The following is a 25,455-nucleotide window of genomic DNA, read 5'->3' as shown; positions in this document are numbered from 1 at the left end:
GTGGATAACTTGCGTTAGCTTTTCTTGACGCGATAGACCGCAAGACTACCACGCCAGTTCACGCCCCACCGCACCACCTGCCCGTCGTGCAGCACCACGCGGTCGAGAATCTCGATGCCGACTTCCGGCGCCAGCGCCTCGAAATCCTCGATCGTGAGCACCCGCACGTTCGGCGTGTTGTGCCACTGATAAGGTAGCGACTTCGACACCGGCATGCGGCCCTGCAGCACCGAGAGCCGATGCGCCCAGTAGCCGAAGTTCGGGAACGACACAATGCATTCCTTGCCGACCCGCACGGTCTCGCGCAGGATCGCGGCCGTCTGATGAATGGTTTGCAGCGTCTGCGACAGAATCGCGAAATCGAAGCTGGCGTCTTCGAACAGGCGCAGGCCGTCTTCCAGATTCTGCTGGATTACGTTGACGCCGTTTTGCGTCGACGCCAGCACGCCGGCGTCGTTGATTTCGATGCCGTAGCCCTGCACGTCCAGTTCCTCGGTCAGGAGCGAGAGCAGCGAGCCGTCGCCGCAGCCCAGATCCAGCACCGTGGCGCGCGGTTCGACCCAGCGGGCGATCGCGCGGAAGTCCGGGCGCAGCGCCAGGTAATCGAGTGCTCGCTGGTTCATGCGTTCACCTCGTTTGCAATACGTTCGTAGTAGGCGCGCATCAGGTTGTGATAGCGCGCGTCGTCGAGCAGGAAGGCGTCGTGGCCGTGCGGTGCGTCGATTTCCGCGTAGGTGACCGTGCGCTTGTGGTCGAGCAGCGCCTTCACCAGTTCGCGCGAGCGGGCCGGCGCGAAACGCCAGTCGGTCGAGAAGCTGGCGATCAGGTATTTCGCCGTCGTGTGCGCGACCGCGGCCGTCAGATCGCCTTCGAAGGCCTTGGCGGGATCGAAGTAATCGAGCGCGCGGGTGATCAGCAGGTACGTGTTCGCATCGAAGTAGTCAGCGAATTTGTCGCCCTGGTAACGCAGGTATGACTCCACCTCGAACTCGACGTCGAAGTTGAAGTTGTACGCGTCCAGCGCGCCTTCCGCGCGGCGCAGCGAGCGGCCGAATTTCTCGGCCATGTCGTCGTCCGACAGATACGTGATGTGGCCGATCATGCGCGCGACGCGCAAGCCGCGCTTCGGCTTCACGTTATGCGCGTAGTAGTTGCCGCCGTGAAAATCCGGGTCCGACAGGATCGCCGAGCGCGCGACCTCGTTGAACGCGATATTCTGCGCCGACAGCTTGGGCGTGGACGCAACCACGATGCAATGACCGACGCGCTCCGGATACATCATGCTCCACGCGAGCGCCTGCATGCCGCCGAGGCTGCCGCCCATCACCGCGGCGAAGCGCGTGATGCCGAACTGATCGGCGACGCGCGCCTGGGCGTTGACCCAGTCTTCCACTGTCACGACGGGGAACGTCGCGCCGTACGGATGGCCGGTGGCCGGGTCGATACTCATCGGCCCAGTCGAGCCGAAGCACGATCCCAGGTTGTTCACGCCGATCACGAAGAACTTGTCGGTGTCGAGCGGTTTGCCCGGCCCGACCATGTTGTCCCACCAGCCGATGTCATTGGGATTGTCGGCGTACACGCCTGCCACATGGTGCGAGGCGTTGAGCGCGTGGCACACCAGCACCGCGTTGCTATGCGCGGCGTTGAGCGTGCCGTAGGTCTCGACCATCAGGTCGTAACCGGCGAGCGAGCTGCCGTTCTGCAACTGCAGCGGCTCGGTGAAATGCATTTTTTGGGGAGCGACGATACCGATCGATTCCATTCATTCCGCCATTTATCAAAACAGGGCGGCTAAACGGCGTCGGCAAAAGCACGGAGGAACGACTGTGTGCGCGGCTGACGACCTCTTTAGCCGCATTTATAGTGAACTGTCGGAAATGTTCCCGGCAGTTCGCGCGCCCGCAATCGAGTCAGCAAATCGGCGCGTATATGGTTTTCAAGCAGGTGTTCAGGTGTTGCGGACAGCGGTCCCGCATGCATCGGGGTGCCGCAGTCAGGCGCAAAGTATAGCGGAAATTTTCATGCGGCAACGTCGCGGGCGCAGAGCATGGCGCGGCGCATGCCACGCGGACTACTGAAGAATCAGGAGCAGTTGCGCGTCGGCGTGTTCGGCGGGCGGCCGCGCAAAGCCGCTGCGCACATAGCGGTGCCAGCGGCCGATGATGTAGCTCAGCAGCAGGCTCGCCCGGATCGCGGGATCGTAGCCGGCGGGCAGTGGGACGGCGCTTTCAGCCGTGTTCGCCTCCATCTGCGCGAGGCGCAGACATTGTTTCAACGACGCCTCGACGCGCTCGAGCATCTGATTGACGCGCTCGGTGAGCCGTTCATGCTCGCCGACCAGCGCCTCGCACGTCAGCACGCGCGTCATGCCGGGATTCTTCGCGGGGAAGTTGAGCAGCATCAGCGCGATCGAGCGCGCCTGCAGCACGCCGTTGCTTTCCTTGTCGGCGATCTGGTTGATCAGCCCGAAGATAGTCTGCTCGATGAACTCGATGAGCCCTTCGAACATTTGCGCCTTGCTGGCGAAATGACGGTACAGCGCGGCTTCCGATACGCCCAGCCGCGCGGCGAGCGCCGCAGTGGTGATCTTTTCGCTCTTGGGCGCCTCCAGCATCGCGGCGAGCGTCTGGAGGATGTGCACGCGGCGCTCGCCCGGCTTCAGGCGCTGCGCGCGCGGCGCGGCGAGCGTGGGGGTCGGTTCGTGTTCGGCTAAGACTTCGTCAGGCTTGTCGATCGGCTGCATGGCTGTCGTCCCGTCTGCTGTCTTTTCAATCGAACCGAGCGGGTGCTCAGTCGTAGCGATTTTAACGAACGAATGCTCCGGTCGACATAGTGCGGCCGGCCGGTGCCCGGCAGGCGCGTCGGCACGCCGTCCGCGTGCGGCTTGCGCGGCAGATGGCCGGTGATCCACACGGTGCGGATGCCGAGCCGCCGGTAGTTCTTCAGATGCGAGCGCGTGTCTTCGACGAGGATCGCGTCCTTCAGCGAAACGTGCGCGTCGCGCATGGCCTTGCGCAGCATCGCGTGGTCGGGCTTGGCGCGCCAGCGGCGGCGATCGCGCATGTGCTCGATGGCGATTACCTGTTCGAACAGACGCTCGATCCGCAGTTCGGCGAGCACCGCGCGCGCATAGGCTTCGGGCGCGTTGGTCAGCACGATCTTGCGACCCGGCAGGGCAGCCACGAGGCGTGCGACGCCGCGTTCATGGCGGATCATCGAGCCGAGATCCGGGAAGGTGTGCACGACCTTCAGGAAGTCGTTCGCATCGAGCGGATGGTGGCGCGTCAGGCCCAGCAGCGTTGCGCCATACCGTTGCGTGTAGCCGGTGCGCAGCCGGTTGGCTTCGTCGATGTCCACTTGCAGCGCGTCGATGATGTACTGCGTCATCCCTTGATTGATTGCCGGAAAGATCGCGTGCGATGCGTGATGCAGCGTGTTATCGAGATCGAACAGCCAGACCGGACGGCCTCCTGCGATGTGCGGTCGGCGGCGTCGGGAAGTGGGAGTGCGCATGATGGAGGGCGCCGTTCAGGCGCGGACAGTTGCCTCACGCGGCGAACGCGAACGGTTCACGGTGCGGCTGATGAAAAAAGAGGGGAGAGCGGGTAGGCGCGCCATGGCTGCGCGTTGTGAGCCGCCGAAGACGCTGTGCGCGCCGTACGACTGGCCGACGCAAAGGCACGGCACACAGGGCGCGCCGAGTTGACGTGCCGCGTGTGCCGGGTTTGAGGCAGGAATCAATGCGAACGGATCATCGTGCCGAACGGCTGTTCGGTGAGAATTTCCAGCAGCACCGAGTGCTCGATACGGCCGTCGATGATGTGCACCGAACGCACGCCGCTCTTGGCCGCGTCCAGCGCCGACGAGATTTTCGGCAGCATGCCGCCGGAGATCGTGCCGTCGGCGAACAGGCCGTCGATTTCGCGCGCCGACAGATCGGTCAGCAGATTGCCTTCCTTATCCATCACGCCGGGGATGTTGGTCATCATCACGAGCTTTTCGGCGTTCAGCACGACCGCCAGCTTGCCCGCGACCAGATCCGCGTTGATGTTGTACGACAGGCCGTCTTCGCCGAAGCCGATCGGCGAGATCACCGGAATGAACGCGTCGTCTTGCAGCGCCTTCACGACCGCCGGGTTGATCGCCTCGACTTCGCCCACCTGGCCGATATCGACGTACTGGCCCGGATTGTCGCGATCCGGCATCAGCATCTTGCGTGCGTGGATCAGGCCGCCGTCCTTGCCCGTCAGGCCGACCGCGTGGCCGCCGAAATGGTTGATCAGCGTGACGATGTCCTGCTGCACTTCGCCGCCGAGCACCCATTCGACGACTTCCATCGTCTCTTCATCGGTGACGCGCATGCCCTGGATGAACGTGCCCTGTTTGCCGATCTTCTTCAGCGCCTGGTCGATTTGCGGACCGCCGCCGTGCACGATGACCGGATTGATGCCGACCAGCTTGAGCAGGATCACGTCGCGCGCGAAGCCTTGCTTGAGCCGCTCTTCGGTCATGGCGTTGCCGCCGTATTTGATCACCACGGTCTTACCGTGATACTGACGAATGTAGGGAAGCGCCTCGGCCAGGATTTCAGCCTTCAGGGTGGGCGCGATCTGCGAAAGGTCGGGAAGCTCGGACATGGCGGCAGGCTCAGGCACGGGACAGTTAAAACAGGGCGAATTGTACAGGACTGGCGCGCTGCAACAGGGTTTTCGATAGTTGCGCGGGCGGCGGGCATTACCGGGTTTGCGCGCCGCGCAATGACATGTCACGGACACCAACCGGACGAGGAAGCGTACCGCGCTTTGGAGGCACCCGTGAACTAGCCGAACGGACGACTCACGACGGTTCGCCAGTCGTGGCATCATTTCCTGATCCAGGCTGAAGCGAGGGTATCCGGCCCGTCATGAAACCGTCCGTTTCCCGCTCTGAAAGCAGCGCGCGCTGCCCGCGCTGCGGCAACGCGTTCGATTGCGCCATGCATGGGCAACCCTTTGACTGCTGGTGCCGTGAGATGCCGCCGTTGCCGGCGGATCGGCTCGATTCGAGCGGGCGCTGTCTGTGTCCGGAGTGTCTTGCGGCGGAGATTGCGCGGGTGGCTCAGGGGCGGCCGCGCGGTGCGTGATCGGCGTTGCGGCCGACGGAAGCCGCGCTGTTTGAGAGCAGTATCAGGGGCTTATGGGGACTCCGCCGGCTTACGGAGGCGTCACGATGGCTCCGCCGGCCTACTCGGGCGGCATCGGCTTACGGTAGCGCATAGGCCTACGCGAGCATCGCCGGCTTGGCGAGCGCCTTAGACCCGCGCGGACGCCCCACCGGCCATGAAAGCGCCGGCCACGAGCGCCACCAGCCACGAAAGCGTCACTGGCTCAAGCCGCACGGCGGTGCTGGGCCGCAAGCGCGCTCAAATCACGCGCGACGGCTTCCAGCGCCGGCTCCCACCGACCGAATTGCGGCTGCCGATACAGCGTGGCGCTTGGATACCACGGGCTGTCGCCGCGGTCGAGCAACCAGACCCAGTGGGGGTTGACGTCGAGCAACACCCAGGTGCGCTGGCCGATTGCACCGCTAAGATGCGCCGCAGAGGTGCAAACCGTAATGACAAGATCGAGCGCGCCCACAAACGCGGCGGTGTCGTCGAAGGTGGCGAATTCGGCGGTGTAGTCGGTCATCGGCAAGCCGGCCGTGCGCGCTGCCACCACGTCCGCGCCGGCGCCCGGTTGCAATGAATAGAACGCCATGTCCTGCATGCCGCCGAAGTAAGCCGCATAGCGTTCCCAGCCGACACGCCGGAACGGATTGCGTTGATGGCCGTGGCTGCCCGTCCATGTCAGTCCGACTTTGAGCCGTGATTCGCCGGCAAGCCGCTTTTGCCACGACTTGGCGGCTGCCGGGTCCGCTCGCAAATAGGGTGCCGCCGGAATCGTTTCCTCGTGCGTGTCGAATATTAGCGGCAGGCTCAGCAACGGAATCTCGTAGTCGAACGCGGGTAGCGATTCGACACCGCCGCCGGCCGAAAACTCGTCTGCATGACCGCCCAGGCTGCGCGAAAGCAGCGCGCCCATCTGCGGAAACGAATTCCAGATGAGACGGCCGCCTTCGCGATGGACGCGCTCGGCCAGCATCGAGATATAGCGGCAGAACTGCAGGAGGTCGCCCATGCCTTGTTCGCCCCACACGAGCAGCGTCTTGCCCGCGAGCGGTTCGCCACGCCAAAGCGGCGCCGGCATCACAGGACGGTTGCCGCCCAATTCCGAAGAGCCGTCCCAGCGTGCCTCGTGCGATGCCCAGCCGTGCGCGTAGTCGCCACGCACGAGTTGCAGCATGGAGAGATTGGAGTGCATGGAGGCGTCGTTGGGGGCCAGCGCGCAAGCGGTTTGGGCGGCTTGCATCGCGTCGTCCCAGCGTTGCGCCTCACGCAGCGTCAGCGCATAGTTGTTGTGCGCCAGCGGGCTATGCGGTGCGCATTGCACGGCCTTTGCGCCGGCTTCGAGCGCGCGCGGCAGATCCATATTCGTGCGGTAAGCGTGCGTGAGATTGGTCCAGCCGTTGCCATCGTGAGGCTCATCGCGGACGGCGCTTTCCAGAAGCGCGATCTGTTCGTTCAGGTCGCCGCCGGTAAACGTCAGTGCCGCGGCGAGATTGTTGCGTAGGCGCGGCAATCGCGGATCGATTGCGAGTGCATGACGGTACGGGGCAATGGCCTCGTGATGCCGATTCGCCATCTGCAGCGTGTGGCCGAGACGAAAGTGCGCAAGCGCGTTGTGCGGATCGAGTTGAGCAATAATGGCGGCGAGTTCGACTGCGTCGCCGGAACGGTGTTGTTCGAGTAGCCTGGCGATGAGCGAATCGAGCGACGCATAGTCGAGCGGATGAATTCGCGCCGCGGCGTCGAGGCATTCAGCTTCGGCCTGTGCCGTGCCGTTTTGCCGAGCTGCGGCGGCTTGTCGCAGAACAGTCAGGAAAGCTGAGGAGGCATCGGCCTCGTCGGAAGTAGGTAGCATGGATGGGTTGCACGATGGAGGAATCGAAGAAAAGATCGTCCCCGTTAGGCGCTATCGCAAAAATTCCATGTTACCGGCGCGAAGCCGCGAGGTAAGTCGGACTAGTCCGAACAGGTAAATTAAAGTCATGCATCGAATAACCAACACCGGCCGCGTCAATCTCGGACATCTGTTCTGGCTACGCTGTCTCGCGATCATTGGCCAGTTGATGACGATCGCGTTCGTGCAGATCTTCATCGGTGTGCACCTGCCGTTGCCTGCCATGCTGCTCGTGATCGCGCTCGAAGTGATCTTCAACGGGATTACATGGTGGCGCGTCTCGCAGCAGCGGCCCGAATCCAACATGGAATTGTTCGGCCAGATCTGGGTCGATCTGGGCGCGTTGTCCGCATTGTTGTTTCTCTCCGGCGGCACCACTAATCCCTTCGTTTCGCTCTACCTGCCATCGCTCGCGATTGCCGCTGCCGTGTTGCCGTGGCATCTGATGGCATGGCTCGCGGCGTTCGCCGTGGCCTGCTACGCGGTCCTCGGTTTCGATTCCGTGCCGCTGAATCTCGACAATCCCGCGAACCTGTTCGACTACTACCGCGCGGGCATGTGGGTGAACTTCATGGTCAGCGTCGGCCTCATTGCATGGTTCGTTGCGCGCATGTCGCGAGCATTGCGGCTACGTGACGCAGCGCTCGGAGACGCGCAGCAGCGCTTGCTTCACGACGAACGCGCGGTCGCTCTGGGTGTGCAGGCCGCTACCGTTGCGCACGAAATCGGTACGCCGTTGTCTACAATTGCCATGTTGTCCGAAGAATTGCGAGATGCAGCGCGTTCCGATAAGGGACTTGCGGCTTATAGCGCCGATCTCGAACTGCTCGAACAACAAATGACATTGTGTACGTCGGCGCTTGCGCGCTTGCGCAGCCGGGCGTCGACAACCACCAACCGGCAGCAGGTCGGCGAGTGGCTCGAATCGTTCGGCGAGCAGTGGCGCTTGCGTCATCCGCATGTGAAATTCGAGCGGATCGGCGTGCCGCCGGAAGATGTCAGTCTTGACGATACGGTGGCCGTGAGCCAGATTCTCACGATTTTGCTCGACAACGCCGCGCGTGCAAGCCGCGATCACGTGACGCTGTCCTGCACACTGGCGTCACGCGGCGACCAGATCGTATTCGAAGTATGTGATGCGGGCCCGGGCATTCCGGCCACGTTGCGTGGCTCGCTCGGCGCGGTGCCGGTCGAGAGTACGCAAGGTGGACACGGCGTGGGCCTCTATCTGGCTTTTTCGGCGGCGGCGCGTCTGAAGGGATCGATCGAACTGACCGATGTCAGCACGATCAAGCCGCGTGGTACGCGCGCGGTCCTGAAGCTGCCGCTCGCCGGGCGCAAATTTTCTGGCAAAGGCCGTCAAGGCGCTGCGCCATCCAACACGGAGAAACAGGCATGAGCGATATGAATTTTCTGGTGATCGACGACGATGAGGTGTTCTCCGGCATCCTCGCACGCGGTCTCACCCGGCGCGGTTACACGGTGAGCGAAGCGCACAACGCTGATGAGGCGATCAAGCTGGCGAATCAGCAGAAGTTCAGCCAGATCACGGTGGATCTGCATCTCGGCAACGACTCCGGTCTGACGCTCGTCGCGCCCTTGCGCGATTTGCAGCCCGACGCGCGCATGCTGGTGCTGACCGGCTATGCGAGCATCGCCACCGCGGTGCAGGCAGTGAAAGACGGTGCCGATAATTACCTGGCTAAGCCTGCCAACGTCGAGACGATTCTGTCGGCGCTGCAAAGTGAGGCGAGCGCACTGCAAGCAGAAGAGGCGATCGAGCATCCCACGCCGTTGTCGGTGGCGCGGCTGGAGTGGGAGCATATTCAACGCGTGCTCGCCGAGCACGGCGGCAATATTTCCGCTACCGCGCGCGCGTTGAACATGCATCGACGCACGCTGCAACGCAAGCTGGCGAAGCGGCCGGTCAAGCAGTAAGCGCGGACTTTTAGTTCCGCTTGTCGTAAGCAAATAAAAACGGGCTGCCTTATCAAAAGGCAGCCCGTTTTTTATACGCATCACATCTGTTTTGCCTCAAGCAGGGAACACAACAGCTCGAGGCAATCTCAGCATCGACTTCACAGCACGTAGCGCGAGAGATCCTCGTCTTCCGCGACTTCGTTCAGCGCGCGATCGACATAGGCCGCGTCGATCTGCACCGTCCTGCCCGAGTGATTACCGGCCGCAAACGAGACTTCCTCAAGCAGCTTTTCGATCACCGTGTAGAGACGCCGTGCACCGATGTTCTCGGTCTTCTCGTTCACCGAGTACGCGATCTCGGCGAGGCGGCGAATGCCGTCGTCCGCGAATTCGAGGTGCACGTCTTCGGTGGCGAGCAGTGCCTGATATTGCTTGACGAGGCTCGCGTCCGTGGACACCAGGATCGATTCGAAGTCGTTCACCGAGAGCGAGTCCAGTTCGACGCGAATCGGAAAGCGGCCCTGCAGTTCGGGAATCAGATCGCTCGGCTTGGCCAGGTGGAATGCACCGCTCGCGATGAACAGAATGTGATCGGTCTTCACCATGCCGTACTTGGTGTTGATCGTGGTGCCTTCGACCAGCGGCAACAGATCGCGCTGCACGCCCTGCCGCGAGACTTCGCCGCCGCCGGCTTCGTTGCGCGAGGCGATCTTGTCGATCTCGTCGAGAAACACAATGCCGTTCTGCTCGACGTTCTGTACCGCCTTGGTTTTCACCTCTTCGTCGTTCAACATCTTGCCGGCTTCTTCGTCGGTGAGGACTTTCAGCGCTTCCTTCACCTTCATCTTGCGGCGCGTTTTCTTGCCGCCGCCGATGTTCGCGAACATCGAACGGATCTGCTCGGTCATGTCTTCCATGCCCGGCGGCCCCATGATGTCCATGCCGACTTGCGGCTGTTCCACGTCGAGCTCGATTTCCTTGTCGTCGAGCAGGCCTTCGCGCAGGCGCTTGCGGAATGTCTGGCGCGTGGTGCTGCCTTCGTCGACGGTATCAGCCGCGCTCGAGCTTGCGCCGAAGCCGACCGGGCGCGCGCTCGGCAGCAGAATGTCGAGAATGCGGTCTTCGGCCTGATCTTCGGCCTTGGTCCGCACTTTGCGCATTTCCGTTTCGCGCGTCTGCTTGACCGAGATTTCGATCAGGTCGCGCACGATGCTGTCCACGTCACGGCCCACATAGCCGACTTCGGTGAACTTGGTCGCTTCGATCTTGATGAACGGCGCGTCGGCCAGTTTCGCCAGACGCCGCGCGATTTCGGTCTTGCCGACGCCGGTCGGTCCGATCATCAGAATGTTCTTCGGCGTGATTTCCTGACGCAGCGGATCTTCAACCTGCTGACGGCGCCAGCGATTGCGCAGCGCCACGGCCACCGCTTTTTTCGCGCGGCCTTGGCCAATGATGTGTTTGTCGAGTTCCGAGACGATCTCGGCAGGGGTCATGGTGCTCATCGTGGGTCCTTACTCGATCGTCTCGATAACGCGGTTATGGTTCGTGTAGATGCACATGTCGCCGGCAATCTCCAGCGACTTCTCCACGATTTCACGGGGCGACAGGTCAGTGTTGTCGGAGAGCGCTTTCGCGGCGGCTTGCGCATAGGCGCCGCCCGAGCCGATCGCGCAGATGCCGCCTTCCGGATCGAGCACGTCGCCGTTGCCGGTGATGACCAGCGTGGTGGTGGCGTCCGCGGCGATCAGCATGGCCTCGAGACGGCGCAGCATGCGGTCGGTGCGCCAGTCTTTGGCGAGTTCGACGGCGGCGCGCGTGAGGTTGCCTTGATGTTTTTCCAGCTTCGCTTCGAAGCGGTCGAGCAGCGAGAAGGCGTCGGCTGTGCCGCCGGCGAAGCCGACCAGCACCTTGCCGTTATAGATGCGCCGGACTTTCTTCGCACCGCCTTTCATGACGATGTTGCCTAGCGTCACTTGGCCGTCGCCGCCGAGCGCGACCTTATCGCCGCGGCGCACGGAGACGATCGTCGTGCCGTGAAATTGCTCCATATGCGTTCCTCTTTGCAAAACGGGTAGGACGCGGCAGCGCACTGCGCTACCGCATGAATCCTGAAAGCGGACGGCGCGCGACGCTAACAAACGAACCGGCCGGCGCGCGCTCGTGCAGCGCATGCCCGATTTATTTTAGGGCGTGCGCGGTCATATCAAGAGCCGGCAAATGGCATAAGACAAAAAACACGCGAATTGGTGCGAGGAGCGGACGACGCGCGCAAGAGTGGGCACCGCGTGCAAGGGAAGAGACAGAAAGACAGCCGCAGCGGACGTTCGCCGGGAAGCCGCGTAAAGCCAGCGTCAAGGCGGCGCGAAAGAAAGCATCACACAAAAGAAAAAGGCGCACGGCTCACCGTGCGCCTCTCGACGAAGCAGCGTTTCAGGGCGCGGAGCCGAAGCCGCGCCGCAAGCCTTCAGTCGCCGAACAGCTTCTGGCGCAGTTCGCGGCGCTCCTGCGCTTCGAGCGACAGGGTGGCCGTGGGCCGTGCGAGCAAACGCGGGATGCCGATCGGCTCACCGGTTTCTTCGCACCAGCCGTAGTCGCCCGAATCGATGCGCGCGATCGACTGCTGCACCTTCTTCAGCAGCTTGCGCTCGCGGTCGCGCGTGCGCAGTTCGAGCGCATGCTCTTCCTCGATCGTCGCGCGGTCGGCCGGGTCCGGCACGATTACCGTTTCGCGCAGGTTTTCGGTCGTCTGGCCGGCATTGCGGAGAATGTCCGCCTGCAGCTGTTCGAGCTTGTTCTTGAAGAAGGCGAGCTGATCCTCATTCATGTAATCCTTGTCGCTCATCTTCAGGATTTCGGCTTCGGTCAAGAGTCGTTTCGTCGTCATCTGGCTTACTTCTTCAATGTGAGGCAAAACTCTTACATAGTGCCCGCACTTTCGTATTGCCCGCAAATGCGCCTCGAGGACGCGGAGCGCCAAGGCGGGCACGGACGATGGACTGTCGTGACGCCGAAGCGCTTGGCGCCCACACGCCGGGCGTCGCAACGCTAATGCGGGGCCGAACTCCTCTGGAAACCGATTCTCAGATGCTCCTGAGGCATTGCTTGCCGACAGCGCGCCTTTTCAGGCGCTGCCAGCCGGCATTGTCGGCGTATCGTCCGGATAAGATTTTCCGGCGCCTTTCAGGCCCGGCGCGGAATACGCGCTGACGGGGCAATTCGTTGTCATTCTCCAGTGGGCACGTATTGTAACTGAATCACAATCTAGCACCGCAAGTGGTGAAAATCCCCGTGCGGCACCCCGATATCCCGAAAATATAACGCGCGCACGATCAAAAAGCGATGGTCGTGCACGCTTTAATACAGCAGGGTTTTCACGTGCTTTTCACACGCGCGACTTTTCAGTCAGCTTTCGACTGCCGGCGGGCGGATTCAGCAGATGATTTGGCGGCCGCGCGCTTTACGAATACACCCATTTTGGGCCTGGCAGCACGGTGCATGCCGCGCCGCGCGGCGCCGAGCGAACCGTCGCTCCGACTGAATGACAAGCCCCGGACAAGCCGGGGCGCCACGCATATCACGCGAGGCAGGCGTCCAGACCGTCGGTGATCAGGTCTTGCGGCAGTTCGATGCCGATAAACACCATCTTGTTGGTCTTTTTCTCGATCGGCTGCCATTTCGCGGCCAGATCGCTGCCCATCATCTGATGCACGCCCTGAAATACCACCTTGCGGTCGACGCCCTTCATATACAGCACGCCCTTGTAACGCAGCAGGCGCTCGCCGTAAATCTGCAGAATGCCACCGAGAAAGTCTTCCAGCTTGTTCGGATCGAACGGCCGGTCGTTGCGGTAGACGAACGACTTGATCTTGTCGTCGTGGTGCGCATGGTGGTGATGCGCGTGATCGTGGCCTTCGTGATCGCACTGCCCGTGGTCGTGATCGCAGTCGGCGTGATCGTCGTGAGTGTGGCCGTGCTCGTCATGAGCGTGAGCGTGGCTGTGCGCATGTTCGTCTTCGACGAGGAAGTCCGGATCGATCTCGAGCTTCGAATTCAGGTTGAAGCCGCGCAGGTCGAAGATTTCCTTGATGTCCGCTTCGCCGAAATTGACGACCTTGATCGCCGCCCTCGGGTTCATGTGCAGCAGACGGTGGCGCAGATCGGCCAGTTGCTTTTCATCGACCAGATCGGACTTGGTAATGAACAGACGGTCGGCGAAGCCGACCTGGCGCTGCACGACTTCGTGCTCATCCAGCTGGTGGTTCGCGTGCTTGGCGTCGACCAGCGTGATGATCGCGTCCAGCAGGAATTCGTTGGCGATCTGGTCATCCATGAAGAACGTCTGCGCAACGGGGCCCGGATTGGCGAGGCCCGTGGTTTCGATCACGACGCGGTCGAAATCCAGTTTGCCGGACTGTTTCTGCGCCGCCAGATCGCCCAGCACGCGCGACAGGTCGCCGCGAATCGTGCAGCAGATGCAGCCGTTGCTCATCTGGATGATCTGCTCGCCCGTGTCTTGTACGAGGATTTCGTTGTCGATGTTCTCTTCGCCGAACTCGTTCTCGATCACGGCGATCTTCATGCCGTGCTTTTCATTCAGGATGCGCTTGAGCAGGGTGGTTTTGCCGCTGCCGAGAAAGCCGGTCAGGATGGTGACTGGAATCATATTGGTCGCCTGTATTGTCGTGAAACGGTGCGTAATCGGGTGAATAGCGAATGCGTAGGCCGGGCGCGCAGCCGGGTGGCGCGCTGCCCTGTCCAGGCGGTTATTGAAACATATCTGCCGAGCCGGCGTTGGCGAGCCCCTGTTCGAGCCCGCTTTCACCGATGCCGGTGGCGCCGGAAATATCCCCCAAAACTATGGGCGATCAGGCGATTTGCAACAGCAGGCCCTTCAGGTATTCGCCTTCCGGGAACGCGGTGAGCAACGGGTGATCCACGCCGGCGCCCAGTCGCTTGAGAATCCGGGCGTCCACGCGCGCGTCGGCGGCCGCGCCGGAGACGATTTTCTGGAACAGTTCGGCGTCGATCGCGCCGGAGCACGAATAGGTGAAGAGCAGGCCGCCCGGGCGCAGCAGCTTCAGCCCGGTCAGGTTGATGTCCTTGTAAGCGCGCGACGCGCGGTCCACATGTTCACGCGACGGCGCGAATTTCGGCGGATCGAGCACGATCAGGTCAAAGCGCTCGCCGTCGTCGTAAAGGCGGCGCAGCGTTTTGAACGCGTCGGCGTCGAGCCAGGTGGCGCGTTCGGCGTCGAAACCATTGGCCACCACGTTTTGCTGCGCGATCGCCAGCGCGTCGCCCGACGAATCGATCGACACGACCCGTTTGGCGCCGCCTTTCAACGCTGCGAGCGAGAATCCGCCGGTGTAGCAGAAGCAGTTCAGCACCTCGCGATCCTGCGCGAGCTGTTGCACCAGCAGGCGGTTGTCGCGCTGGTCGACATAAAAGCCGGTCTTGTGGCCGTTGCGCACGTCGACGTGATAACGCACGCCGTTTTCGCTCGCGATCAACGCTTCCGACGGCGCTTCGCCCGCCAGCACGCCCGTGACCTGTTCAAGTCCTTCCTTCTGACGAATCGACACGTCCGAGCGTTCGTAGACATTCGGACAGCCGGTCGCGCCCGTCAGCGCCGCAACGATCGCTTCCTTCCACGCCTCGACGCCCGCCGCCATGAACTGGCAGACCAACTGGCTGCGCTGGCCTTCGTCCTCGGCAACGTAGTGATCGACGATCAAGCCCGGCAGGCCGTCCGCCTCGCCGAAAATCAGCCGGACCGCGCCGGTGTCGTGGACCATCGTCTGACGATGGGCGAGCGCGCGCTGCACGCGCCGCTTGAAGAACGCGTGATCGATCGGCTCGGATTCGTCGAAACTCCACACGCGGGCGCGGATCTGCGAGTGCGGGCTGTAGGCCGCGCGCGCGAGAAAACGGCCGTCGTGCGCGCGCACCAGCACGGTGGCGCCGGGCGCGGGATTGCCGTCGATCCGGTCGATCGCGTTGGCATAGACCCACGGATGGCGGCGCAGCAGCGACTTTTCTTTCGACGGTTTGAGCGTAACGGTATTCATCAGGGTGTCAGAGAGAGCAATGGGCCGCGCGGCTTAGCGCACGCGGCAGGTGAAGCGAAGGCGGAGACTGCACGCCGCGAGTCGCGGAGTCAGTCGCGTTTTTTGGCGCGCGGATGCGCCTGATCGTAGACGTGCGCGAGATGCTGGAAATCGAGCGCGGTGTAGACCTGCGTCGCGGTGATGCTGGCGTGGCCAAGCAGTTCCTGCACGGCGCGCAGATCGCCGCTCGACTGCAGCACGTGCGTGGCGAACGAATGCCGCAGCACGTGCGGATGCACATTGGCGGGAATGCCGGCGACCAGTGCCGCGCGCTTCACGCGCTCACGCACGACGTTCGGCGACAGTCGGTTGCCGCGCACCGACAGGAACAGTGGATGCGGATCGTGCTTCACCATCTGGTCACGGACGGCGAGCCAGGCGCTCAAGGCTTCCAGCGCCTTGCTGCCGACCGGCACGACGCGGCGCCGATTGCCCTTGCCGAGCACTTCGACTTCGGCGGAATCGAGCTTGAGCCAGCCGGCCGAGCGGTAGCCGTCGGCATCGGCGAAACGGGCATCGAGACCGACCAGTTCCGCGAGTCGCAGGCCCGACGAGTAGAACAGTTCGAGCATGGCGTGATCGCGCAAACCTTCGGGCGATGCAGCGGGCGGACTTTCCATCAGGCGCGTAGCGTCGTCGACGGAAAGCGCTTTGGGCAGCGTTTTAGGCTGCTTCGGCGCGCGCACGGTCGCGACCGGATTGGCCGGCAGATCGACCCGGCCGGCGAGCCAGCGGTAAAACGCGCGCCACGCCGACAGCCGGTGACTGATTGAGCGCGCCGTCAGGCCGCCGGCGTGCGCTCGCGAAACGGCGCCGCGAATGTCCACGGCGGTCAGGCTTTCGAGCGGCCTGCCTTTGGCCAACTGCTTGAGTTCTTCGAGTTCGTGGGTGTAGCCGCGCAGCGTATGTGCCGACAGCCGCCGCTCGTGTTCGAGATTCAACAGATAGGCGGCGATCGGGTCGGCGGCGGTCACGATGGGCTTGTTGAGCGGCTGGCGCGGAGCTAGACGCGGCTCAACGCGGCAACAGACGGCTCAGCGCGGCGCTGGCCAGCGCGCCGATCTGCGTCAGGAAATCGGTGGCCATGCCGTCGTGGAAGCGGCGCGCGTCGGCCGAGCCCATCACCAGCAGGCCGAAGGTCGGCGCTTCTTCCTTGCCTTCGGGATCGCGCAGCGCGAGCAGGGCGATCGATTCGGTGGCGTGCGCCGACTCGGACGCCGCGTGGCCGGCCGCGCCCTCGTCGCTCACGGCGGCCACGGACGGCGCCAGCCACTGCGCCGCCTCGAAGCCGGTATTCGCGCCGCAATACGGCGTGGTCAGGCTATTAGCGAAGATGCGCACTTCCTCGCCGACATGGCGCGCGAAGTCGGCCTGAGCATACGGCTCGGCCACATCCCACACGCGCAGCGCGGCTTGCGGCACGTCGAAGATGTCGCGCAAACCGGTGGCGATCGTACGCGGCAACGCATACGGATCGCGCTCAGCCATCACGCGAATGGTCCAGCGGTTGAATTTCGACGCGATGCTGTCGTTCTCGTGGCCGTAGCGCAGGAGTTCGGCGAGACGTCGTTCGAGATGCTTGTTCTTGTCGCGCAGCATCTCCATCTGCCGTTCCTGCAGAGACACCGCGGCTTTGCCGTGTGGATTCGCGAGGCGGATCGTCGCGAGCATTTCCGCGTGTTCGGCGAAAAATTCAGGATTGGCGAGCAGATATTCGGCGACTTCGCGATCGTTCATGGTTTGGGCTAAAGGACTACGGGGCGACGCCTTGAGGCGAAGCATCGGTCAATGAGTTTATGCGGCCTGTGAATCGGCTAATGAGTCGGGCAGTTCGATTTCGCCTTCGAAGACCGTCGCGGCAGGCCCGGCCATCAGCAGCGGCTCGTCTGCTTGCGTGCTGTCCCACGTGATGGTGAGTGTGCCGCCGTGCGTGTGCACGAGCACCGGTGCGTCCAGCAGCCCGCGCCGGATGCCGGCCGCGACGGCCGCGCAGGCGCCCGTTCCGCACGCCAGCGTTTCGCCCGCGCCGCGTTCGTACACGCGCAGCTTGATCTCGCTGCGGCCGACGATCTGCATGAAGCCCGCGTTCACCCGCTGCGGAAAACGCGCATGACGTTCGATCACCGGGCCTTCGACCAGCACGGGGAATGCTTCGACGTCGTCGACCACTTGCACGGCGTGCGGGTTGCCCATCGACACCACCGAAATCCAGCGCGTCGTGCCGCTCACGTCGAGCGGCCAGAGCGTGTCCGCGCCTTCGCGGCGGCCTTCCAGACCTTTGGTGGCGAACGGTACGCGCTCCGGGTCGAACACGGGCGAGCCCATGTCGACCAGCACTTCGCCGTTTTCCTGCATGGTCAGCGTGATGGTGCCCTTTTGCACCTGCACGCGTACGCTGCGTTGATCGGTGAGGCCGCTGTCGCGCACGAACTTGACGAAGCAGCGTGCGCCGTTGCCGCAATGCTCGACCTCGCCGCCGTCGCAATTGAAGATGCGATATCTGAAATCGACGCCGGCCACCGTGGGCTTTTCGACCAGCAGCAACTGGTCGGCGCCGACGCCGAAATGCCGGTCCGCGAGCGCGCGCACCTGCACCGGCGTCAGGTTGACCGGTTGGGTGTAGCCGTCGAGCACGACGAAGTCATTGCCCGCGCCGTGCATTTTGGTGAATTTCAGTTTCATCACGCTATTGTAAGTGACGCGCCCTTGGGTGCGCCCGAACGCCGCGTTATTTCCGCGTCCGGGCGCTTTCTTCGCACACCGCGAAGGCGGCCGTTCAATACACGCTCGGTTCGCCCGGCGGCCGGGTTTTGAAGCGCTTATGCACCCAGTAGTACTGCTCGGGCATCAACGGAATCTGCTCTTCCAGGAAAGCATTCATGCGTCGGGCGTCCGCATCGTCGTCGCCGGTCGGGTAGTTTTCCCACGGCTTGAACACCTTGAGGCGGTAGCCTTTGTAATTCGGCAGCACTTCGCCGATGAACGGCACGACCTGCGCGTGGCCGACCTTGGCCAGACGCCCCACCGCGGTCAGCGTGCAGGTCGGCACGCCGAAGAACGGCACGAAGGTGGAGTTGCGAGCGCCGTAGTCCATATCGGCGCCGAGCATCACCGGCTTGCCGTCGCGGAGCCAGCGCAGCACGATGCGCGCGCTGTCGGCGCGGCTCGCCATGTCCGCGCCGAAGCGCGCCCGCGCGGCTTTGGCGACTTCCTCGAGCTCGGGATTCGACATCGGCTGATACAGCGAGCCGCATTGGCGCTTGAGTGAGTAGTTCAGGAAGATTGCACCGGCTTCGATGCCGACGAAGTGCAGGCCGAGGAGCAGCGTGGGCGGCAGATTCGGGTCGGTCAGATCGATTTCGCTGTCGACCTGGATCAGCTTTTCGAGCTTCTTCGCCGAGCCGAACCACTGCACGCTGCGCTCGAGGTAGCTGCGGATCGCGTGGCGGAAATGCTTCTGCGCGACGTCTTCACGGCGCTTGTCGCTCCATTCGGGGAAGCACAGCTTCAGATTGATATGGACGATGCGTTTGCGCCGGCTCGGGATCTGATACAGCAGCCAGCCGAGTCCGTCACCGAGACGGGCGATGACACCATAAGGTAACAGTGCAAACAGTTTCAGCAGCCCGATCGCGAGTTTGGCGCCATAGCGGCTCAGCATGCCACCCCCTGAAAAGATGCGCGGGGCAAGGCAGGCTTCAGGAAAGCGGAAAAGTTGACGTAATGCCGCACTCTTGGACACTCTGTGACAATCATAAGAAGTCGCTATAATAAGGGCTTCGCCGAGTTAATAGACAACTTGCGGGGCGAAGCCGGTGGCTGCAAACCATGTGATTTGCGCCTCCCGGTAAGGTAATCCGCTAAAGCGTCGCCGCTTCAAGGCTCCCGAAGCTGGCTACGTGAAACTCAACCGTAACCACAAAACAGGAGTCTGCAACGTGGCAAACGACTATCTCTTCACTTCCGAATCCGTCTCCGAAGGCCATCCCGACAAAGTCGCGGATCAGATTTCGGACGCCATTCTCGACGCCATCCTCGCTCAGGACAAATACTCGCGTGTCGCCGCGGAAACGCTGTGCAACACTGGTCTCGTCGTTCTGGCCGGTGAAATCACCACCACCGCGAACGTCGATTACATCCAGGTTGCGCGCAACACGATCAAGCGCATCGGCTACGACAACACCGACTACGGCATCGATTACCGCGGCTGCGCGGTGCTCGTCGCATACGACAAGCAATCGCCGGACATCGCCCAGGGCGTGGACCGCGCGCACGACAACAACCTCGATCAAGGCGCCGGCGACCAGGGCCTGATGTTCGGCTACGCGTGCGAAGAAACGCCTGAACTGATGCCGCTGCCGATCCACCTGTCGCACCGTCTGGTGGAGCGTCAGGCAAATCTGCGCCGTGACGGCCGTTTGCCCTGGCTGCGTCCGGACGCGAAGTCGCAAGTCACCGTGCGTTATGTCGACGGCAAGCCGCATTCGATCGACACCGTGGTGCTGTCCACGCAGCATTCGCCGGACATCGATCTGGGCATGCTGCGCGAAGCCGTGATCGAAGAAGTCATCAAGCCGACGCTGCCGGCCGAGCTCATCAAGGGCGACATCAAGTTCCTGGTGAACCCGACGGGTCGTTTCGTGATCGGTGGTCCGCAAGGCGATTGCGGTTTGACCGGCCGCAAGATCATCGTCGATACGTACGGCGGTGCCGCACCGCACGGCGGCGGCGCGTTCTCGGGCAAGGATCCGTCGAAGGTCGACCGTTCGGCGGCCTACGCCGGCCGTTATGTCGCGAAGAACATCGTGGCCGCGGGCCTCGCTTCGCGCTGCCTGATTCAGGTGTCGTACGCCATCGGCGTCGCCCAGCCGACGTCGGTGATGGTGAACACATTCGGCACGGGCCGCGTGTCGGATGCGACTATCACGCGTCTGGTGCAGGAGCATTTCGACCTGCGTCCGAAGGGCATCATCCAGATGCTCGACCTGCTGCGCCCGATCTACGAGAAGAGCGCGGCCTACGGTCACTTTGGCCGCGAAGAGCCGGAATTCACGTGGGAATCCACGGACAAGGCATTGGCGCTCGCCGAAGCCGCTGGCACGGAACCGGTTGCCGCGCTGGCCGAATAGCGCGAGTTGTCCGTTTCAACAAAAAACCCTGCGGGCGTGAGCCAGCAGGGTTTTTTAATTTGCGGCGGTCGCTTTGCTGCGCAATCGACCCGCGGCTTCACCGGCCGCGATGGGCTTTCGCATCGTCAGCGCGTAGTGCGTGGAACCGCGCGGGTCGAGCAGCGTGTTCTGTACTCGCCTTAACGGCTCGCAAACGCGAACGCGAACCAGCCGGTGCTGCCATTCGTCGACATCCGACGCGGGCGGCGGCTCGTGTTCTGTGGCACGGCGACGGGTGCGCGTTGCGCGGTGAGGCGCAGCGGCGTCGGTTTGCGCAGCAGCGTGCGCAGCGAAAAACGGCGCGAGCTGCCTTGCAGACGCAAGGCGGAGAAGAACGTGTTGAACCAGGTGCGAATGCCGTCGACGGCTTTGGCATCGCGCCATTGTTCGCCCAGCGCGCGGGTGCGGGTGGCGTGATGGCGCAGCGCGCGCACGACATGGCGGCGCGCGGGACGCGCCGCTTTCAGTGCGGCGCGGGTAAGACGGGTGCTCAGGAGAGTATGCATGGCTTCACAAGTAGGCAACGTGTCGCGCGACGGAATGTGCGCCATGAAGAGCACCAAATGTGCCAATGGCGGTGTCGCGATGGACGGCGCGAAAGCCTGGAATTCGACTGAAAAATGCACAGAGTACAGCGGGGTCGGCCTTGGTGGCCTGTGCGCGGCGCGAAAGTGCGGGAGTGACGATCAACATGCAACGCAGGTTACACGCGATTCGTGACGTCATAAAGTCCGTTTTTACCCTGCAAATACGGGTTTTTACGGGGTAGATCGCGATTTGCGGCTACGGGGTCGCGCCCTTTGCGGTCGATTTTTGTGCGTGCTTGCCCGTTTGAAGTGCCATGAAATCGAGCACGGCGCATGAAAGCAGTGCGTAAGCTGCGGTTTTGCGGCGGTGAAACAGCACACTGTGCGATCGCGCCCGTTTTACAATCGGGCATCAGCTTGTCGACAGTAACGGAACACCATGTCACTTCATTCCAAGAAAGAGCAGATTCAGACGTTGCGGGAGCAGGGTTTTGTCGTGGTGCCCGGATTGGTGTCGCCCGAGCGTTGCGATGAATTGAAGCAGATTGCGCAGCGTCAGTTGCAGGAAGCAGCCGCGCCGATCGAGTTCGAAGCGGATCTGCAGTATCCCGGCGCACCGAGCTCCAAACAGGCGCCCGGCGGCCATACGGTGCGGCGGCTGCTGGATGCGTATGGACGTCATCCGAGTTTCGCGCAGTGGGCGACCGCGCCGGAAATTCGCGGCTGGATGGAACTGTATTTCGGCGAGGAGCCGCGTCTGTCACGCGCACACCATAACTGCATGATGACCAAGCATCCGGCGTACGGCAGCTTGACCGGCTGGCATCGCGACGTGCGGTATTGGTCGTTCGAGCGGGACGATCTGGTTTCGGTGTGGCTTGCAGTCGGCGCGGAGACGGTGGATAACGGCGCGCTGTGGCTGGTTCCGAAGTCGCACAGCGCCGCGTTCACCTCCGACCGGTTCGATCAGTCCAAATTCTTCCGCTCCGATCTGGAAGAAAATCAGGAATGGATTCGCACGGCGGTGTCGCCTGAACTGAAGGCCGGCGACGTGGTGTTCTTTCACTGCAATACCCTGCATTCGGCCGGCAAGAACATCAGCGATCAGGTGAAGTTTTCGCTGGTGTACACCTATCACGGCGCGAGCAACGTGCCGTTGCCTGGCACCCGTTCGGCTGCGAAGCCCGAAGTGGCGTTCTAGGTTTTCGATCTCTCGCGGCGGCGCATCGGCTTCACACGCTGAAAATCCGAAGCGCCGCGCGCTCGCGCACGCCGTTAGCGCTTGCGTCCCGACAAAGCCATTCCCGTCAATCCGGCGATCGTGGCCACGACGCCGCCCACGATCAGCATGATCGCCTTGTTGGTCGGTGAACCGGTAAAGACGCGCGAGACGTCGCTACTCACCGAATTGAACGCCTGCCCGCCGAAATACAGCAGCACGACACCGCCGACAATCAACGCGATGGAAATCGCCTTCGTCATCTACCTCTCCCATGAGCTTGAGTCGGGCAAAGTGTAGGGGAGCCGCAGGCGATCGTCCATCCCGCATACTGGGTGTCTGCATGCATCACGTCGATTCGCTACCATAGCGGTCTGGCCGCATCCCCTCCTACAAAAACATAGCAGCACGCCTCCCGCAGCATGCAATTGCCCATGCCCGCACACTGGTCGGGCGCCTTCACCATCAAGGACACTAGCAATGGCTTACGAAGCAGCTTCAGAACGCTATTCGGATATGCAGTACCGCGTCTGCGGCAAGTCGGGTCTCAAACTGCCGGCGCTGTCGCTCGGACTGTGGCACAACTTCGGCGACACCACGCCGATCTCCACGCAGCGCGACATCTTGCGCACGGCCTTCGACCTGGGTATCACGCACTTCGACCTCGCCAACAACTACGGGCCGCCGTACGGCAGCGCCGAAACCAATTTCGGCCGGCTTTTCAAGGACGACTTCAAGCCGTATCGCGATGAGCTGCTGATTTCGTCGAAGGCCGGTTGGGACATGTGGCCGGGTCCGTACGGTCAAGGCGGCGGTTCGCGCAAATACGTGCTCGCGAGTCTCGATCAGAGCCTGCAACGCATGGGCCTCGACTACGTCGATATTTTCTATTCGCATCGTTTCGATGCCGATACGCCGCTCGAAGAAACCGCGGGCGCGTTGGCGAGCGCCGTGCAGCAGGGCAAGGCGCTGTACATCGGGATTTCGTCGTACTCGGCAACCAAAACGCTCGAAATGGCGAAGCTGCTCGCCGGGTACAAGGTGCCGCTGCTGATTCATCAGCCCGCGTACAACATGCTCAATCGCTGGATCGAACACGAGTTGCTGGATACGCTCGAGAAGGTCGGTGCCGGCGCCATCGCGTTCACGCCGCTCGCTCAGGGTCTGCTCACCGGCAAATACCTGAACGGCGTGCCGGAAGACGCGCGCGTCAACAAGCCGGGCGGTGGATCGTTGAAGCAGGAGCATTTGAGCGCGCAAAACATCGAACACGTGCGCAAGCTCAACGACATCGCGCAACGTCGCGGCCAGAGCCTGGCGCAGATGGCGCTCGCCTGGGCGCTGCGCGATCCGCGCGTGACGTCCGTGCTGATCGGCGCAAGCCGTGCGGAGCAGGTGCGCGAGAACGTCGGTGCACTGAAGAATCTCGCGTTCTCGAAGGACGAACTGGCCGAGATCGACCGCTACGCGACCGAAGGTGGCATCAACCTGTGGGAAAAGCCGTCCACGGATCAGGCGATCTGATCCCCGCGCCTTGGTCCTTCACGCCGCAGCAATAGAAAAGCCGCCCACGGGGCGGCTTTTTTCTTTTAGACGAGCGCCGGCAAACCTTCGACCAGCACGACCGCGAACACTACGCCGATCAGCGCGCCAAGCACGCGCAACGCGTTGTGCCGGAATTCCGTCTTGCAGGGAAGCGCACCGACAAACAAAGCCCCGGCCAACGCCATCGGAATGACCAGGATGAAATCGCCGATCGTGAAGTAGGTCGTCATTCTTGTCTCCATATGTATTCCGGCGAAGGCGGCGGCTCGATTTATGGAGTCATGCACCGCCCACGCTCGATTTGAGTATAGGAGACAAGTGAAGTCGATATGACGGCGCTTTGCGGCGCTGCAGCGGCTATTCGCAAGCCGCTGAACCCGGTGCGGCAAGGGCCGCCGCGATTGCCGCGACGCAGCAAATGCGACGCAAAAAATGTCGCGTTCGTTTACGTCGGCCTTACGTTTTAGCGTCATTCAATGCGCGTTGGGTCGTCGCGCGAGCATCAGATGCGAGGTTGCTCACGTCCGCGCAAGCGCATCGTTGCAACCAGTCCGATGATGAGCAGCACGCCCACCAGTCCCGCGACACCGTTCCATCCGAAACCGGCCCACACGTGACCGCCATACGAGCCGACCACGCTGGACCCGATGTAATACGCGAGCAGATACAGGGCGGCGGCCTGACCTTTGGCATCCTTGGCGAGGCGTCCGACCCAACTGCTCGCCACCGAATGTCCGGCGAAGAAGCCGAACGTCACGCACGCGATGCCGGCCGCGATCGCCGCCAACGGCTGCAACATGGTGAGCGCGAGACCGAGCACCATCAACAGCAAGCTGGCGGTGAGCACGCGAGCGCGGCCGAAGTTATCGGCCATGCGCCCCGACCACGGCGAGGCGACCACGCCTGTCAGATACACGACGAAGATCGCGCCGATCTCCGTCTGATTCAATTGATAAGGCGGCGCGAGCAAGCGGTAGCCGATGTAGTTGTACAGCGTGACGAAGCTGCCCATCAGCACGAAGCCGAGCAGAAACAGCAGCGACAGTCCGGGTCGCGTGAATTGCTTGAGCAGGGCAGTGCGGTGATGCGTAAAGCCGAGTCCGCGCCGCGGTACGAAATGGCGTGACGGTGGCAGCAGCGCGCGAAACGCGAGCATCGACAGAATGCCGAGCACGCCGATCGTGCCGATCGCGACACGCCACGAAAACAGATCCGCGACGACGCCGGTGATCACGCGTCCGGCCATCCCGCCGATCGCCGTGCCGCCGACATAGAGTCCCATCGCGAGGCCGAGCCCGTCGGGATGCACTTCTTCCGCGAGATAGGCCATCGCGACGGCGGGCACGCCGCCGAGCGCGAGACCTTCGAGCGTGCGCAGCACGAGCAGTTGGTGCCACTGCGGCGCGATCGACACACCGATGGTCAGCAGCGCGGAAAGGGTGAGCGACAGCGTCATCAGCTTGTGACGGCTCCAGCCTTCCGAAACGAAGCCGGCGACGAACACCGCAAGCGCGAGCGCGGCCGTGGTCAACGAGAGTGACAGGCTGCTTTGTGCCGGCGTCACGTTGAACGCCGTCGAAAAAGACGGCAGCAAGGGCTGCACGCAATAGAGTAGCGAGAACGTCGCGTAACCGGCGAACAGCAACGCGATGCTGGCGCGCCAGTACGCGCGTGTGCCGCGTTCGAGGTATGGGATGTCGGGCACGGCGGAAGCGGTCGAAGAAGCGGTCGAAGCAGGAGCAGTCGAAGTAGCAGTCCGGTGGGAGTCCGGCGGCGGGGTCACGAAAAAATCTCCTCAGGGATGCAAAGGACACAAAGGAGTTAAGGATACGCTGAAAAGAGCGCGCGAGTCAGTGCAGAGCGCGGTTAACCGCCACGACGACGCGATCTGCCGGCGCGTCCTGCGCCCTCTTCGCGGCATCG

At 62.8% G+C, this 25,455-nt stretch carries 25 protein-coding genes; 6 read left to right on the top strand and 19 right to left on the bottom strand.

Annotation, left to right across the window (positions count from 1 at the left end; genetic code table 11):
• Positions 1-14: 14 nt before the first annotated feature.
• From metW to argB, 5 genes are all read right to left on the bottom strand, one after another.
• Positions 15-623 (bottom strand): methionine biosynthesis protein MetW, encoded by a 609-nt coding sequence (gene metW / locus P0D80_RS13395; RefSeq protein ID WP_132376401.1) that lies wholly within the window; start codon positions 621-623, stop codon positions 15-17.
• Positions 620-1,765 (bottom strand): homoserine O-succinyltransferase MetX, encoded by a 1,146-nt coding sequence (gene metX, locus P0D80_RS13390; RefSeq protein ID WP_408176233.1) that lies wholly within the window; start codon positions 1,763-1,765, stop codon positions 620-622. The genes metW and metX overlap by 4 nt, the downstream gene beginning before the upstream one ends.
• 309 nt (positions 1,766-2,074) lie before the next feature.
• Positions 2,075-2,746: a nucleoid occlusion factor SlmA gene (gene slmA, locus P0D80_RS13385; RefSeq protein WP_408284419.1), complete on the bottom strand. Its 672-nt coding sequence runs from the start codon at positions 2,744-2,746 to the stop codon at positions 2,075-2,077.
• Entirely contained in the window at positions 2,713-3,516 is an 804-nt protein-coding gene (locus P0D80_RS13380) for a pyrimidine 5'-nucleotidase (protein ID WP_408284416.1), read from the bottom strand. Before P0D80_RS13380 ends, slmA begins: the two co-directional genes overlap by 34 nt.
• 224 nt (positions 3,517-3,740) lie before the next feature.
• Positions 3,741-4,640, bottom strand: coding sequence for an acetylglutamate kinase (argB, locus tag P0D80_RS13375; protein WP_007179687.1), 900 nt, complete (start codon positions 4,638-4,640; stop codon positions 3,741-3,743).
• A 266-nt stretch (positions 4,641-4,906) separates the two neighbouring features.
• On the opposite strand from argB, the gene P0D80_RS13370 reads away from it, so the two are divergent.
• Positions 4,907-5,125: a cysteine-rich CWC family protein gene (locus P0D80_RS13370; RefSeq protein WP_408176229.1), complete on the top strand. Its 219-nt coding sequence runs from the start codon at positions 4,907-4,909 to the stop codon at positions 5,123-5,125.
• Positions 5,126-5,369: 244 nt separating this feature from the next.
• On the opposite strand, the gene P0D80_RS13365 is transcribed toward P0D80_RS13370, so the two are convergent.
• Positions 5,370-7,004: a tetratricopeptide repeat protein gene (locus P0D80_RS13365; protein ID WP_408284413.1), complete on the bottom strand. Its 1,635-nt coding sequence runs from the start codon at positions 7,002-7,004 to the stop codon at positions 5,370-5,372.
• A 127-nt stretch (positions 7,005-7,131) separates the two neighbouring features.
• On the opposite strand from P0D80_RS13365, the gene P0D80_RS13360 reads away from it, so the two are divergent.
• Entirely contained in the window at positions 7,132-8,442 is a 1,311-nt protein-coding gene (locus tag P0D80_RS13360) for an ATP-binding protein (protein WP_408284410.1), read from the top strand.
• Positions 8,439-8,981, top strand: a complete 543-nt coding sequence (locus tag P0D80_RS13355; RefSeq protein WP_012431409.1) for a response regulator transcription factor — start codon at positions 8,439-8,441, stop codon at positions 8,979-8,981. The genes P0D80_RS13360 and P0D80_RS13355 overlap by 4 nt, the downstream gene beginning before the upstream one ends.
• Before the next feature lie 140 nt (positions 8,982-9,121).
• Here the strand turns inward: P0D80_RS13355 and hslU are convergent, their stop codons facing one another.
• From hslU to P0D80_RS13310, 9 genes are all read right to left on the bottom strand, one after another.
• On the bottom strand, positions 9,122-10,468 hold the full coding sequence (gene hslU, locus P0D80_RS13350) for an ATP-dependent protease ATPase subunit HslU (RefSeq protein WP_132376394.1): 1,347 nt from the start codon (positions 10,466-10,468) through the stop codon (positions 9,122-9,124).
• Between the two features lie 9 nt (positions 10,469-10,477).
• Positions 10,478-11,014: an ATP-dependent protease subunit HslV gene (hslV, locus tag P0D80_RS13345; protein WP_132376393.1), complete on the bottom strand. Its 537-nt coding sequence runs from the start codon at positions 11,012-11,014 to the stop codon at positions 10,478-10,480.
• A 416-nt stretch (positions 11,015-11,430) separates the two neighbouring features.
• Positions 11,431-11,850 carry an RNA polymerase-binding protein DksA gene (gene dksA, locus P0D80_RS13340; RefSeq protein ID WP_012431412.1) on the bottom strand — a complete coding sequence of 140 codons (420 nt, stop codon included), beginning with the start codon at positions 11,848-11,850 and terminating at the stop codon, positions 11,431-11,433.
• A gap of 690 nt (positions 11,851-12,540) precedes the next feature.
• The gene (locus tag P0D80_RS13335) at positions 12,541-13,629 is read right to left on the bottom strand and encodes a CobW family GTP-binding protein (protein WP_132376392.1); all 1,089 of its coding nucleotides are present in this window, start codon (positions 13,627-13,629) and stop codon (positions 12,541-12,543) included.
• Between the two features lie 202 nt (positions 13,630-13,831).
• Entirely contained in the window at positions 13,832-15,034 is a 1,203-nt protein-coding gene (locus P0D80_RS13330; protein ID WP_408284407.1) for a class I SAM-dependent rRNA methyltransferase, read from the bottom strand.
• 89 nt (positions 15,035-15,123) lie between these two features.
• The gene (gene xerC, locus P0D80_RS13325; protein WP_132376390.1) at positions 15,124-16,047 is read right to left on the bottom strand and encodes a tyrosine recombinase XerC; all 924 of its coding nucleotides are present in this window, start codon (positions 16,045-16,047) and stop codon (positions 15,124-15,126) included.
• Positions 16,048-16,087: 40 nt separating this feature from the next.
• Entirely contained in the window at positions 16,088-16,810 is a 723-nt protein-coding gene (locus tag P0D80_RS13320) for a DUF484 family protein (RefSeq protein ID WP_132376389.1), read from the bottom strand.
• A 57-nt stretch (positions 16,811-16,867) separates the two neighbouring features.
• Positions 16,868-17,755, bottom strand: coding sequence for a diaminopimelate epimerase (dapF, locus tag P0D80_RS13315; protein ID WP_408284404.1), 888 nt, complete (start codon positions 17,753-17,755; stop codon positions 16,868-16,870).
• Between the two features lie 94 nt (positions 17,756-17,849).
• A complete protein-coding gene (locus P0D80_RS13310; protein WP_408284401.1) occupies positions 17,850-18,734 on the bottom strand; it encodes a lipid A biosynthesis lauroyl acyltransferase in 885 nt (294 codons plus the stop codon).
• Between the two features lie 277 nt (positions 18,735-19,011).
• Here P0D80_RS13310 and metK point away from each other — a divergent pair, with 277 nt between their 5' ends.
• Positions 19,012-20,202 (top strand): methionine adenosyltransferase, encoded by a 1,191-nt coding sequence (gene metK / locus P0D80_RS13305; protein WP_408284398.1) that lies wholly within the window; start codon positions 19,012-19,014, stop codon positions 20,200-20,202.
• A 179-nt stretch (positions 20,203-20,381) separates the two neighbouring features.
• Here the strand turns inward: metK and P0D80_RS13300 are convergent, their stop codons facing one another.
• Entirely contained in the window at positions 20,382-20,747 is a 366-nt protein-coding gene (locus P0D80_RS13300) for a hypothetical protein (protein WP_132376385.1), read from the bottom strand.
• Between the two features lie 460 nt (positions 20,748-21,207).
• Between P0D80_RS13300 and P0D80_RS13295 the strand changes: the two genes are divergently transcribed.
• Complete coding sequence (locus tag P0D80_RS13295; protein WP_408284396.1) at positions 21,208-21,969, top strand: phytanoyl-CoA dioxygenase family protein; 762 nt, start codon at positions 21,208-21,210, stop codon at positions 21,967-21,969.
• Between the two features lie 74 nt (positions 21,970-22,043).
• Here P0D80_RS13295 and P0D80_RS13290 read toward each other — a convergent pair whose 3' ends face one another.
• Positions 22,044-22,250 (bottom strand): DUF3185 family protein, encoded by a 207-nt coding sequence (locus P0D80_RS13290; RefSeq protein WP_132376382.1) that lies wholly within the window; start codon positions 22,248-22,250, stop codon positions 22,044-22,046.
• 217 nt (positions 22,251-22,467) lie between these two features.
• On the opposite strand from P0D80_RS13290, the gene mgrA reads away from it, so the two are divergent.
• Entirely contained in the window at positions 22,468-23,511 is a 1,044-nt protein-coding gene (gene mgrA, locus P0D80_RS13285; protein WP_408176215.1) for an L-glyceraldehyde 3-phosphate reductase, read from the top strand.
• 65 nt (positions 23,512-23,576) lie between these two features.
• On the opposite strand, the gene P0D80_RS13280 is transcribed toward mgrA, so the two are convergent.
• Together P0D80_RS13280 and P0D80_RS13275 are read right to left on the bottom strand one after the other, a co-directional pair.
• Entirely contained in the window at positions 23,577-23,762 is a 186-nt protein-coding gene (locus tag P0D80_RS13280; protein WP_007179669.1) for a hypothetical protein, read from the bottom strand.
• 272 nt (positions 23,763-24,034) lie between these two features.
• Positions 24,035-25,315: an MFS transporter gene (locus P0D80_RS13275; protein ID WP_408284392.1), complete on the bottom strand. Its 1,281-nt coding sequence runs from the start codon at positions 25,313-25,315 to the stop codon at positions 24,035-24,037.
• Positions 25,316-25,455 lie beyond the last annotated feature (140 nt).

Source organism: Paraburkholderia sp. RL17-373-BIF-A (assembly GCF_046030175.1).
In the GTDB taxonomy this organism is placed as follows: Bacteria; Pseudomonadota; Gammaproteobacteria; order Burkholderiales; family Burkholderiaceae; genus Paraburkholderia.
This window is presented reverse-complemented; position numbering and strand designations above follow the sequence as displayed.